The 13,809-nt window shown below is 38.6% G+C and carries 10 protein-coding genes; 3 read left to right on the top strand and 7 right to left on the bottom strand.

The features are described 5' to 3' along the window. Positions 1-223: 223 nt before the first annotated feature. On the bottom strand, positions 224-3,316 hold the full coding sequence (locus R6U77_RS08720; protein WP_319838176.1) for an SMC family ATPase: 3,093 nt from the start codon (positions 3,314-3,316) through the stop codon (positions 224-226). Further along, complete coding sequence (locus tag R6U77_RS08715; protein WP_319838175.1) at positions 3,313-4,473, bottom strand: exonuclease SbcCD subunit D; 1,161 nt, start codon at positions 4,471-4,473, stop codon at positions 3,313-3,315. Before R6U77_RS08715 ends, R6U77_RS08720 begins: the two co-directional genes overlap by 4 nt. Before the next feature lie 509 nt (positions 4,474-4,982). On the opposite strand from R6U77_RS08715, the gene R6U77_RS08710 reads away from it, so the two are divergent. Together R6U77_RS08710 and R6U77_RS08705 are read left to right on the top strand one after the other, a co-directional pair. Continuing rightward, the gene (locus R6U77_RS08710; RefSeq protein WP_293923738.1) at positions 4,983-5,120 is read left to right on the top strand and encodes a hypothetical protein; all 138 of its coding nucleotides are present in this window, start codon (positions 4,983-4,985) and stop codon (positions 5,118-5,120) included. 226 nt (positions 5,121-5,346) lie between these two features. Then, positions 5,347-6,672: an IS3 family transposase gene (locus R6U77_RS08705; RefSeq protein WP_319836349.1), complete on the top strand. Its 1,326-nt coding sequence runs from the start codon at positions 5,347-5,349 to the stop codon at positions 6,670-6,672. A 66-nt stretch (positions 6,673-6,738) separates the two neighbouring features. Here R6U77_RS08705 and R6U77_RS08700 read toward each other — a convergent pair whose 3' ends face one another. Genes R6U77_RS08700 through nikC form a run of 4 tightly spaced genes read right to left on the bottom strand, consistent with a single transcriptional unit; the run spans position 6,739 to position 10,654 of the window. Next, on the bottom strand, positions 6,739-7,752 hold the full coding sequence (locus R6U77_RS08700) for an ABC transporter ATP-binding protein (RefSeq protein ID WP_293923739.1): 1,014 nt from the start codon (positions 7,750-7,752) through the stop codon (positions 6,739-6,741). Continuing rightward, positions 7,724-8,758 carry an ABC transporter ATP-binding protein gene (locus R6U77_RS08695; protein ID WP_293923742.1) on the bottom strand — a complete coding sequence of 345 codons (1,035 nt, stop codon included), beginning with the start codon at positions 8,756-8,758 and terminating at the stop codon, positions 7,724-7,726. The genes R6U77_RS08700 and R6U77_RS08695 overlap by 29 nt, the downstream gene beginning before the upstream one ends. A gap of 26 nt (positions 8,759-8,784) precedes the next feature. After that, positions 8,785-9,750: an ABC transporter permease gene (locus tag R6U77_RS08690; RefSeq protein WP_293923745.1), complete on the bottom strand. Its 966-nt coding sequence runs from the start codon at positions 9,748-9,750 to the stop codon at positions 8,785-8,787. A 13-nt stretch (positions 9,751-9,763) separates the two neighbouring features. Next, positions 9,764-10,654: a nickel transporter permease gene (gene nikC, locus R6U77_RS08685; RefSeq protein ID WP_293923748.1), complete on the bottom strand. Its 891-nt coding sequence runs from the start codon at positions 10,652-10,654 to the stop codon at positions 9,764-9,766. A 605-nt stretch (positions 10,655-11,259) separates the two neighbouring features. Here nikC and R6U77_RS08680 point away from each other — a divergent pair. Beyond that, on the top strand, positions 11,260-12,888 hold the full coding sequence (locus R6U77_RS08680; RefSeq protein ID WP_293923750.1) for a glutathione ABC transporter substrate-binding protein: 1,629 nt from the start codon (positions 11,260-11,262) through the stop codon (positions 12,886-12,888). A gap of 117 nt (positions 12,889-13,005) precedes the next feature. On the opposite strand, the gene R6U77_RS08675 is transcribed toward R6U77_RS08680, so the two are convergent. Next, positions 13,006-13,809: an SGNH/GDSL hydrolase family protein gene (locus R6U77_RS08675; RefSeq protein ID WP_319838174.1), complete on the bottom strand. Its 804-nt coding sequence runs from the start codon at positions 13,807-13,809 to the stop codon at positions 13,006-13,008.

Below are 13,809 nucleotides of genomic sequence, written 5' to 3'. Positions count from 1 at the left end.
AATCAATTATGAAACTCGGTAAAATCGTGAAAACAGCTATTAAATGGGCACCTGTTGCGTATCCGATTATAAAAAAAATATTAGATGATAAAAAACAGCAACCAACAACAACTCGTCGTAAAAGTTAGTTTAAAATTAATGAAAAAGCCAAATGACTACAGAGCGCAACTTCTGTCATCATTTGGCTTTTCATTTTATATTAACAGGTCATGGTAGTTTCACTTTATACAGGATGTAACCCTTGCGCTTTAATCGTTGTACGGCTAAAGCCTTCTTTTAATTTTTCAACTTGTAAAACTGCTGGTATCGCTGCCTTTAGCTCTGCTACATGTGAAATAACTCCAACCATCCGTCCTGATTTTTGCAAATCAATTAACGTATCAATGGCGCGCATTAAAGCTTCCTCATCGAGTGAACCGAAGCCTTCATCAATAAACATTGTATCGATTTGCACATTGCCTTGGAAGCTTTGAATAACATCTGCCATCCCTAATGCTAGACATAGAGAAGCATTGAACTTTTCCCCACCTGATAATGATTTTACATCACGTGTTTGCCCTGTATAGCTATCATACACATCTAAGCTTAATCCACTTTGTCGACCATGCGATTCTTGACGACTTGAACATACTAGCTGATATTGTCCATTCGATAAATGTTTCAAACGATGATTTGCTGCGCCCGTAATTTGCTCTAAATAACCAATTTGCACATAGCGCTCGAAGGAGATTTTTTTTGCATTTTGCCCACGCAATACATTGTATAACATGATAACCTCATTCGTTGTTTGTGTTAATGCATAAATCTCATCAGCTACTTGCAATAGCTTGTCTTTATAATCTAAACAAAGCTTTTGATAATTTTTCGAAGCATTCGCTGTTTTTAAAGCTTCTTCATACGCCTCTTTATATGTGAGTAATTGCTCTGTAGCTAATGTAATATCCGCCTTTTTGGCATCTGCTAATTGTGCTGTCTCTTGCTCGATAAAAACAGTTAAAGCATGTAACTCCTTCGCATAAGTCATATATTCCTGCTGTAATAATTGAATTTGCTGTTGTGTTCGACAACACTGAATAAATTCTTCCTCTGTCGCAAAGCCCAATGCCTCTCTTTTTTCATTAAACTGCGTCGTCACTGCTGCTAGCTTTTGCTGTAATTCTTCATAGTGTGCTGATGATAACGTATGTTTCTCCGCTATTTTCATATGCTCAGCCTGTAGCTCATCATAATTTTGCTGTGCTTTATTCAATGCTCGCTTGAGCGTCTGCAATGCTTGCTGCTTGTGCTCTATTATTTCCTCTAACTGTGTCAAGCTCTTCATTGCTGACGGTACATGCAAGTGCTTTTGCTGTAATACTGTTTGCTGTTGAATGAAGTCATTTTTCAGCGTCTGATATTGCTGCTCGCTGTCTTTTTGAGTTTGTTCAAGCATGCTAATCGTCAGCTTCCATTCCTTCAACTGTTGACGGTTAACCGTTAATTTTTGCGTTACTTGCTGTAATTGAGCTACTTCTGCCTTGTTTTGCTCATAGCACTCCTTATAAAAAAGCTCCTCACTCTTTTCTACATCTAGCTGCTGAAGCTGTTCATATAGCTGCTCTTGCCCTTGAACAGTGAGGTTATACGCTGATGTTAATTGCATAAATTGCTGGTGAAGCTTATTCGCCTGCTCCTTTAATTGCTGGAGCTGTGGCTGCTCTATGAGCTCACTAGCATTGTCATTAATCGCTGGATGCTCTACACTGCCACAAACTGGGCAAGGCTCTCCAGCAACTAACTGCAATGCGAGTATATGCGCTTGGTTTGCAAGCCAGCGCTCCATTTTTTCATCATAGTGCATTTGTGCGTCATTATATTTTTGCCCTATATAAGAAAGCTGCTCTGTAAGCTGCTGCTCTGTTCTATTCATATCTGTAAGCTTTTCGAATAAAGCTACAACTTCCTTAAAACGTTGCTGTTGCTCTAATAATTTGGGTAGAGCAGCGACCTGCTCTTCTTGCTGTTCAATCACATATTGTTGCTCATTCAGTTGCAGCTTTAGCTTCTCCACTTGCTTATTATTTTTTTCTATCGTTTGCTGCTGACGCTCAAGCTCTTGTTGCTTTTTTTCTACCTCAGCTGTTAACAGCATGATTTCCTCATATAATGGTTTAATTTTCTCTAGCTGTAGCAGCTCTTGTTGATAAGCAATTCGTTCCTCTTCACGCTCTTTTTCTGCTTGCAATAGCTCATATGCTTGCTGCTGTGCTTGCTGCAATTGCTGCTGCTTCTCTAATAATACAGTTAACTGTGTTGATTTCCTTGCTACTTCGTCCTTCAGCTGTGTACACTGCTCAGCAATTGGTAATAGCTGCTGTGCTTTCATTGCAGCTTCATATTCTTTTTTCTTGCTTTCAAATATAGCCTCATCTGCTTTTTTATTTATAAGCTCTTGCTGTTTTTTTTCAAAAAACGCAATTCTTTCATTTAGACGCTGCCATTCTAGCACCGCTTTTTGCTGCTGCTCATGCTTGGCAAATGCTTGCTGATAGAGCTGCTCGTCAGCAGCTGCCTTCATTTCATAGTATTGCAGCTCAGACTCTAATGCTTCGTCTATTTGATATAAATTAGCCTCTCCATTCAAGCGTTCAAAAAGCTGTGAATCGCGCTCCGGCAATGCTCCCGCAAGCTGCTCAACATAGCTTTCACTGCGAGCAACAGCCATTTTTTGCAGACGTTCTGCGTCCTGTTTTTTTGTTTCAAGCTTTTTTGCAATTTCCCCATAGCGCTCCGTCTTAAAAATTTTGCGCAAAATGGCCTCTTTATTATCCGATTGTGATGTTAATAGCTTACGAAACTCACCTTGTGGCAGCATAATAATTTGGCTAAATTGATCGTAGGATAAACCGATGAGCTCCTCAATTTTTTTATTAATTTCTGTCACCTTTTGTCGCTCGACAGCAGGCTTTTCTGTACCGTTTTCCTGTATGCGCATAAATTCATAGGCTTCTCCACTTGCTGTTTTACGCCCTTTTTTAATATGTGCAAGCTGACGCTTTACTCGATATAGGTTACCACGTACTTCAAACACTAACTCTACCGCTGTATGCACATCGTCCTCAGCAAAGTCGCTACGTATCGATTTATTTTCTTTACGATCTTGTCCACTAGCAACACCGTATAATGCAAAGGTAATACCATCAAAAATTGTCGTCTTCCCTGCGCCTGTTTGCCCAGAAATGACGAATAAGCGATGCTTTTGTAGCTCTGTAAAATCGATGACCTCTTTTTTCTTAAAAGGACCAAATGCTTGCAATGTTAAACGAATTGGTTTCATTCCACCGTTTCCTCCTCGCGCTCTTCCTGTAACAGCTCCTGCAATGCCTCATCAAACAATTGAAGCGCATATTGCGAAGGTTCGTCTCCTGTCATTTCCTTCATAAAGCCTTGAAATAATGTGCGTTCATCCAATTGATCACGCATTATCACCTGTTCTTTCTCCCGTTCAACAACTATTGCCTTTCTCTCTACGTGCAATGCATTTTTATAAACGGTACGAATTTGCTCCATAGCCCCTATAACAGGAGTTATGTCTGTCAAACGAATGAAAACATAGTCCTCACTTTCTTTATGCTGCAAAATCTCCTGTAATGTGCCTTCTACAATACGTAAATTACGACGTGGAATAAGCGGCTGTTTTGTCACCGTTACTATGCCATCAGCAGCTAAATCAATTATCAAAAAGCCTTTTTCATGTGCTGCTTCAGATATAGAATATTTAAGTGGTGAGCCTGCATAACGAATCGTCTCATTCAACACATAGTGTGTCTGATGTAAATGCCCTAATGCTGTGTAGTGAAATGGAGCAAAATAATGTGCATCAACACATTCAGAGCCACCAATTGCAAGCGGGCGCTCCGAGTCGCTCGTATTCTCTTGCTTTTCTCCATTCGGTGTCACAAAGGCATGAGCAATCGCCACATGACGTGCATTAGCATCTAAAGTTGGTGTAATTTGTTCAATCGTTTTTTTCATTGCATCATCGTATGTAAGTATTGTGCTATCTTGTAACACGGCCTTTACTGTTGCAGGCTCAGCAAACGGAATGAGATGAAAATGAACTTCACCATGCTCATCATTTAATACGACAGGTCTCTGGTGCTCACTAAAATCGCCAGCAATATGTAATCCAGCTTGCTCCATTAATTGCTGCCCAAATCTTAGACGCGTTGGACTATCATGATTTCCTGCGATAGCTAGCACAGGGATTTTTCGTTGCAACGTAATTTTATTCAATATATCATCTAATAAATCGACCGCCTCTACTGGTGGAATTGCTCGATCATACAAATCACCTGCAATAATCACGACATCTGGCTGTTCTTCGTCAATTGCTGCAATAAACTGCTCCAATATAAAGCGCTGATCCTCTGTCATATGAACGCCTTGAACAAGCTTTCCTAAATGCCAATCGGCTGTATGGAAAATTTTCACTATTACCACCTTCTTTATAGTTAATTTCGGCTTTAATTATTAGCTGTCTCAAAGTAATAGTACCATCAAATTATACCTTAGTATAATGACATCCATTAAAGAATATTTACATGTTTCTAGCTGATTAACATTAAGCTTTTTAAATTTAGTAATGTTAAAATAATCTAATTCAGCTATAGTTATATGTAATAGATTCTATATTTTGTTATTTAAGAGGGTGTGTTTAAATTATTACTTTTTGGCTATTAACACTATTCACTGTGATTTTCTTACACTACCAGTTTAACTTCGGAAAAGAAGGTAAAACTAAACAAGCATTCGCACTGGCTATTATTTATACTATGATTTCATTTTGTTTTGCTGATAATAAACTTCTTTTTATAGCTTTAATGTATGTAATTATAGCTATGTGGATTATTACTTTTGTATCCATCTTCAAAAAATAATAAGTTGCAATCTTAAGGATTTTATGGTAAAATATTGGTATTATGTTATTTGGAGGTGAAATTATGAAGAAAATTATTGCTTCAGTTTTTTGTGCCGCTGTATTACTTATAGGATCAACTGGTGCTTTTGCTGGGGAAGTTAATCCTTATTACGGAGCAATACATTGTGGCAAGAGTGCTGGTCCTTGTCCATTTGCATAATTTTAAAAGATAAAAGTTTATAGTAAGTGTATTAAAAAGCCACGAATCCTGATTTAACAGTGTTTGTGGCTTTTTCTATGGAGATTATTTATACAGTTTGCATAAAAAGAAAAACTGCAAGGAATTAATATGGTACCTGTGGAGTGGACACTTGAAAAAGAGTGTGCACTTCACAGGTATTTTTTATATACTTGATTCTCAAGCAACTAAAGGACGGACAACAACGATGAGTAAACAATTATTTTCACCAAAACAGATGGAACAACTACAACAGAATCCACATGTAGTCAAAGTAACCGAACGAACAATTACGTACGCAGATACATTTAAAAGCCAATTTATCGATGAGTATTTGGCTGGTAAAACACCAAGACAGATCTTTAGCGAATATGGCTTTGATATCGAAGTGCTCGGGATGAAGCGTGTTGAACAAGCTTCTTCACGTTGGCGAAAAGCGTATGATCAAAATGGATTAATTGGTCTGACAGATACGCGAAAAACGAGCTCAGGCAGACCGTTACAGCGTGAATTAACCATGACAGAAATGGTAGAAAGACAAGCGGCTCGTATTGAATTATTAGAAGGACAAATCGAGCTACTAAAAAAGCTCGAAGTGACCGAAAGGAGGCTGCTCAGCGACAGTCAAAAACAAAGCGCACGTAAAGTATTTCAACTCATTGCAGATACGCTTAAGCAGTTTCCATTTAAACGCATGGTGACGTATTTTTGTACGCTTTTAAACGTCTCTCGTTCAGGCTATTATCGCTTTTTAGAGACAGAAGAAGCACGAGCTGTAAAGGAAAAACGAGATGAAGAAGCACGCGACCAGATCTTAAAAGCCTTTAAGCGTCGTGGTTATAAGAAAGGTTCACGCTCGATTAAAATGACGCTTGAACAAGATTTTGATCTCGTCATGAACCGAAAGAAAATCCAGCGTATTATGCGTAAATATGGCGTCGTTTGCCCACATCGTAAACCGAATCCCTATAAACAAATGGCGAAAGCAACGAAAGAACATCGCGTGGTGCCGAATTTATTAAACCGTGAATTCAAACAAGGTGTGGCAGGTAAAGTATTACTAACAGACATCAGCTATATTCCATACAACGGAACGATGGCTTATTTATCGACCATAAAAGACGGCTCAACGAATGAAATTTTAGCGTATCATGTATCAGACCGTATTACGCTAGGTATCGCCACAACAACGGTGAAAAAACTCTTCCGTAATAAACGTGTAAAGCTCCAGCCAGATGCTTTCATCCACTCCGATCAAGGTGTTCATTATACAAGCCCTAAATTCCAAAAGCTTTTAAAGCACTACAAACTTGGTCAATCGATGTCACGTCGAGGTAACTGTTGGGATAATGCCCCACAAGAATCCTTCTTCGGACACTTAAAAGACGAGGTTGATTTCAGCATGGCCAAAACGTTAGACGAGGTACGTGCTAAAATCGATCACTACATGGTCTACTACAATAATTATCGCTATCAATGGAACCTAAAAAAGATGGCTCCTGTACAATACAGAAACCATCTCTTGGCAGCCTAAACCCTTTTTTACATTTGTCCTTGACTAAGGGACCATATTAAATCGAGCTCCCTACAGCTTGTCTTTTTAGTAATTCGGTTGCATTTTACCATTTGTAATATCTTCCATGTAATGGCATGCTGCTTGATGTCCTTCTTTCATCAAATTAGATGTACGCAATAGTGGCTCCTCAGTACGACATTTATCTGTCGCAAATGGGCAACGTGTATGGAAGCGACAACCATTTGGTGGATCGATTGGTGAAGGGACATCACCTTTTAAAATAATACGCTCTTTTTTCGCATCTGGATCTGGCACAGGAATCGCCGATAATAATGCTTTCGTATATGGATGCTGTGGATTTTCAAATAAGCTAACCTTATCCGCAATCTCCACAATTTTCCCTAAATACATTACGATAATGCGATCTGAAATATGACGTACTACACCTAAATCATGAGAAATAAATAAATATGTTAAACCATATTCATTTTGTAATTCCTCTAATAAATTTAATACTTGTGCTTGAATTGATACGTCGAGTGCAGATACAGCTTCATCACAAATAATCAGCTTTGGATTTACAGAAAGAGCACGTGCAATACCGATACGTTGACGTTGTCCACCTGAAAACTCATGTGGATAACGGTCTGCCTGATATGGACGTAAGCCTACTGTTTCCAATAACTCCTCAATACGTGCACGACGCTGATTCGGCGGTAAAACATTTTGAATTTGCATCGCCTCATTCAATACAGCTGCTACTGTTTGGCGCGGATTGATTGAAGCGTAAGGGTCCTGGAAAATGATTTGTAAATCTTTACGGAACTTACGCATTTCTTTTTTCGAAATTTTAGTCAAATCAGTACCTTGGAACTCTACAACGCCCTCCGTTGGCTCCTCTAATCGTAAAATAGCACGTCCAGTTGTTGATTTCCCACAGCCTGATTCTCCTACGATACTTACAGTTTCACCTTCGTAAATCGTGAATGTCACGCCATCTAACGCTTTTACATGATTTACTGTACGTCCAAGAAATCCACCTTTAATCGGGAAATACTGCTTTAACCCCTCAACCTTTAACAGTTCTTTTTTCGCCATATAGCGTCACCTCCGAATCGCCGTCCCACTCATCTGAATACATCCAGCAACGAATTTGCTCATTTGCTCCGATAGTTTCAAGAGTTGGTGGCTTACTATGACAGCCTTGCGTAGCTACTGGGCAACGCGGTGCAAAACGACAACCTACAGGCATTTCATGTGGGCTAGGAACCATCCCTTTAATCGGAATTAGCTGTTCTTGGTCCACATCATGACGAGGCAATGAATTTAATAGTCCTAATGTATATGGATGCTTTGGATTTTTAAAGAGTGAACGTACATCTGAATACTCTACTACTTGACCTGCATACATAACCGCAACATAATCACATGTTTCTGCAACAACGCCTAAATCATGTGTAATCATAATAACAGACATGCCTAAACGATCTTGCAAATCACGAATCAGCTCTAAAATTTGCGCTTGAATTGTTACGTCAAGTGCTGTTGTTGGCTCGTCCGCGATTAAAATTTCTGGATCACACGCAAGTGCCATTGCGATCATTACACGTTGACGCATCCCTCCTGAAAGCTCATGCGGGTACTGTTTGACACGCTTTTCCGGAGAAGGAATACCTACTAGCTTTAACATTTCTACAGATTGCTTTAGCGCCTCTTGCTTTGAAATCTTTTTATGAATAATTAGCGTTTCACTAATTTGCTGACCTACTGTATAAACAGGATTTAACGATGTCATCGGCTCCTGGAAAATCATTGAAATTTGATTCCCACGAATATCGCGCATCTGTTTATCTGTTAATTTTAGTAAATCCTTTCCTTTGAAAAGAATTTCACCTTCTCGTACCTTCCCGTTTTTGGCAAGAAGACGAAGGATAGATAAGGAAGTAATACTTTTACCTGACCCCGATTCCCCTACAATACCAATCGTTTTTCCTTTTGGTACGACAAAGCTTACACCATCAACTGCACGTACCTCTCCACCATCGGTACTAAAGACTGTTTGCAAGTTATTCACTTCTAAAATATTGTCTAATTGTTGTGTCACAATGATTCACCTCATTTCACTTTCAACTAATTCAAGTCAATTCGTTTATTTAATAATTTGTATGAAACATCTACGAGTAAGTTTACAAGTACGAAAATTACTGATATGACGAGTACCGTTCCTTGTACAATTGGGAAGTCCCGTTGCCTAATCGCATCAATTGTTAAACGCCCCATACCGTTAATTGCAAAAATCGTTTCTGTTAATACTGCTCCACCTAAGAAACCACCAAATTCAAGACCAATTACTGTTACAACAGGAATTAAAGCGTTTTTAAGTGCGTGACGGTAAATAACGATACGTTCTGAAACCCCTTTTGCACGAGCTGTACGAATATAATCCTGCCCAATAACTTCAAGCATCGAGGAACGTGTCATACGTGCGATAATCGCTGCCCCACCTGTACCTAATGTAATAACTGGTAGCACCATCTGTCGCCATGATTCTCCCCAACCAGATGGCCGCATTTGCACAATGTTAAATAGCCATTCAGGCATGTCCGTACCAAAAGGTAAGTTTCCTAGTGCGAACCATTGAATTAATACTAAGCCGAGCCAAAAGTTTGGCATCGATAAGCCGAATAACGCGATAATCATTATGAAAATATCCGTTAAAGTGTAATGACGTACAGCGGAAATAATACCTGCGATTAAGCCGATAAATACCGCTACAATTGTTGAGTATATTGCTAATTCAACCGTAATCCAAAAACGTGCCGAAATTTCATCCATTACAGGTCGCCCTGTACGCACAGAATTTCCTAAGTCACCCTTTACTGCACTTGTAATAAAGCGTCCATACTGTACATATGCAGGGTCGTTTAACCCCAATTTTTCACGTAAGTTTTCAATTGTTTGCTCTGAAGCACCTTCACCAGCCATTACGCGTGCAGGATCTCCAGGAATAAGGAACATCAATGAAAATACTAAAATCGATACCCCAATTAATACTGGAATCGTTTGTAACAAACGACGAATAATATATTTTGTCATAGCTGCCCCTCCTTTATTGCTTCATTTTTGGATCTAGTGCATCACGTAGACCATCTCCGAATATATTAAATGCTAATACAACAATAATAATCATCATTCCTGGGAACATTACCATATGGCTTGCATTATGCATATAAGTACGTCCATCGTTTAACATTGCACCCCATTCTGGAGCTGGCGGTTGTGCACCTAGACCTAAGAAAGCTAAGCCAGAGGCAGTTAAAATAGCTGTTGCAATACGCATCGTTGCTTGAACGATAATCGGTGACATAATATTCGGTAAAATATGTAGGAAAATAATACGTCCATCACTCGCACCGAGCGCCTTCACAGCATCAATATATTCCAATTTTTTCACCTGTAGCGTAGACCCTCGAACAATTCGAGCAAATGCTGGTACAGAGAAAATACCTACCGCAATAATTACATTTGTTAAACTACCACCTAATACAGATACGATAGCTAATGCTAATAAAATACCTGGGAAAGCTAATAAAACATCCATAATACGCATTGTGATCGTATCAACCATGCCACCGTAGTAGCCTGCTACAATTCCTAATACGACACCCGCAACGCCTCCAATAAATACGGATAAAAATCCAACTTTCAATGTTAGCTGTGTACCGAAAATGATACGAGTAAAAATATCTCGTCCGAAGTTATCTGTTCCAAACCAGTGCTCTTTTGAAGGTGGTTGGAGTTTATTTATTAAATCTTGTGCATTCGGATCTGTTTTCATAAATAGCGGACCGATTATGCCAACTATTATGATGAACAAAATAATTAAGCCTCCGACTACTGCGGCTTTATTTTTCAGCAATCTTTTTGAGAAGGTTTTAAAAGCTTCTACTCGTGGATTACTTCTTGCTTGCGTTTGTACCTTTTCAGTTTGCACGCTCATTGTGACCATCCTTTCATTAATCGAATTTTTCAGATAATTTTTACCCTTGTGCCTTTGTTAACCTTTTTGCAAATTACCCCTCAAATTTATTTATGCAAAATCTGTAACATCGGCAAAATCTTTTCTTCATCCTGCTACCTCTATTGCCGATGATTTAAAATATTTGCTGTCGATGATGCCCTACTTTCGTACTAAAAAATAGTTAATACAAAAAATGTAGGCAATCACACTATTTTCGTACAAGAAGGAATATTGCTGAATCAAGATAAAGATTACATTAGTATGAATAACAGTATAGCTATGAATATAGCGTTTTTTCAATAGTTTTTTGATTGTTCTAAAATATAATATTACTTTTTGGTGAATAATTTCTTTTCTAAAGTCTATTGTTTTTTGTTGTCGAAACCTGTAAAAATGTATGTTTTGAAAAGGTTTACTCTTTCATCTATTTTATAGTATTAAATTTTTATAAACAACGTAATTAAAAGAAAAATCTCTATTTTTAAACAATTTATTGCCTGTTTAGAGGGAGGTATGATATATTCTAACCAGATGTTACAACCTTGTAATATTCTAGAATAATTTTTCCAAGGGGGATTTTCCGTATGACATTTTCAAAAAAGTCATTATGGCTACTCTTCTTAACTTTAACGTTAACACTTGTTTTAGCAGCATGTGGTAGCGGTGATAAAGAAGAGGCAGAGAAAGAAGGCACTTCAAATGAAGGCACAAAAACAGAAGGCACTGATACATCTGGGGAAAGTGGTGGCGATTTAATTATTGCTGAGTTATCGGATGCTTCATCATTAGACCCACACGGTTCAAATGATGTTCCATCTTCAAATGTTCAAGGTCAAATTTATGAAACTTTAGTTGTTCGTGATGCAAACGGCGACCTAGCTCCTGGCTTAGCAGAGTCATGGTCACAAGTTGATGAATTAACTTGGGAATTTAAACTACGCACTGGCGTAACTTTCCATGACGGTGAAGCTTTCAATGCGGAAGCAGTAAAGAAAAACTTCGATCGTCTTTTAGACCCTGTTGTCGCTTCTCCACGTGCTTTTTTATATGAAATGGTAACAGAAGTAAACGTTATTGATGAAACAACTGTACAATTTGTAACAGAATATCCATTCTCACCGTTACTTGCCCACTTAACACATAACGGTGGTGGGATCATTTCTCCAAAATCGATTGATGAGGATTATGCAGCAATTTCAGGCGATACGCTTGCAGGTTCTGTTATCGCTACAGCACCAGTTGGTACTGGTCCATTCAAATTCGTATCTTGGGCGCCAGGTAACGAAATTAAACTTGAAAAAAATCCAAGCTACTGGGGTACACCAGCACATATTGATAGTGTAACAATTAAAGTTATTCCAGAAATGGCTACACGTGTTGCTGAGCTACAATCAGGTAATGCACATATTATTGGTACTGTTGAACCAGCTCAAGTAGCAAATGTTAATGGTTCAGGTGTTGCAACAGTTGATGAAACAGCATCAAGTTCTTTAACATATGTTGGTTTTAATACAACTAAAGCACCATTCGATAATCCACTTGTACGTCAAGCAATTTCAAAAGCAATTGATCGTCAAACAATCATTGATGGTCTTTACGAAGGTTTCGGTATTCCTGCAATTAGCCCACTTTCACCAGGAATCTTTGGCTATACAGAAGATGTGACACCAACAGATTTCAACATTGAAGAAGCGAAAGCTTTACTTGCTGAAGCTGGCTATGCTGATGGTTTTAAAACAACACTTTGGACAAATGATAATCCAGTTCGTCAAAATGTTGCAGTTGTTTTACAAGATGCTTTAAAGCAGTTAAATATTGATGTAAGCATTGAAGTAATGGAATTTGGTGCATATTTAGAGAAAACGGCTGCTGGTGAGCATGAAATGTTCATCTTAGGATGGTCAAACAGCACAGGTGATGCTGACTACGGTCTATATGCATTATTCCACTCATCACAACATGGTGACCCAGGTAACCGTTCATTCTACACAAACTCAGAGGTAGATGCTTTATTGGATGCTGGTCGTCGTGAAGCAGATCAAGATGCACGTCTAGGTATTTACAAAGATGCAATCCAAATGATCTCAGAAGATGCACCTATGGCATTCGTTTTACACCCATCAGTTTTAACTGGTGTATCTGATAAAGTGACAGGCTTCCGCGTAACTGCTGATAGCATGTACCACTTAAAAGACGTTAAAATTAACAACTAATTAAAAAAATAAGGGTGTCTGAAAAGTAGGCTAATACGCCGCTTTTTCAGACACCCTTTTACTTTTTAATTAAAATCCCATCTCAATATAGCTTTTCAAAGCGGGCTATTGATCCCCTCAGTAAGGGCTCATTCGTAAATCTTTTTCTTGTTGTGTTTTACTTTGCTCCGCTTGTATAAGCTGTTCAAAGCTTATTGGATTCGGCTTTGGCAACATCGTTTTTGCTAAAGATGTACCATTATATTGCTGCAAAAATGCATTGGCCATTGTTAAATAGCCATCCATTGTTGGATGAACATCTGCCGCATTTGGTAAATACTTATTGAAATTAGAGTCAACTTCAATAAAAGAGGCACCATGCTCCTCCGCTTGTTGCTGTAATATGGTATTTAATAATTGTAATTGTTGTGCTGTCCCTTCCCTTTGCGTAGGGTGCACATGGCTGTACGGAAAATAATAGCCCATGACATAAATTTCAGCATTTGGTGCAGCTTCAGTTAATTGTTGTAACAGCTTGCCCATATTTTGTCGCACTTGATTCAATGAAAAATCAGCAGCTAGTTGCGAGAAAGTTAATGTTCCCTCCTGTGGTCGATGCTGAACGATTTGTAATAAATCGTTTGCTCCTGCTGAAATCGTAATTAATGTCGCTTTTGATAACAAGCTTTTCGCATCAGGCTGTTCGATACGCTGTAAAACATTTGCCACTGTATAGCCTGGAAATGTTAGCTCCTTCGAATAAAACTGAATATCATTGTCATAGCTTAATCGGAGTGCAATTAAATCGGTATAACCTGTATCAATTTGTCGATAAGGTGTTTGCCCCGCTGCTAGTGAATCCCCTAACGGTATATATATTTCCTGTGCCTCTACCTTTGTCGCACTTACTATTAGCAAAAGTAACACAAGCCATTTTTTCAT

This window comes from Lysinibacillus louembei, from assembly GCF_033880585.1.
GTDB lineage: Bacteria > Bacillota > Bacilli > Bacillales_A > Planococcaceae > Metasolibacillus > Metasolibacillus louembei.
The sequence above is the reverse complement of the archived record's forward strand: the minus strand, read 5'-3'. Positions and strand labels throughout refer to the sequence as shown.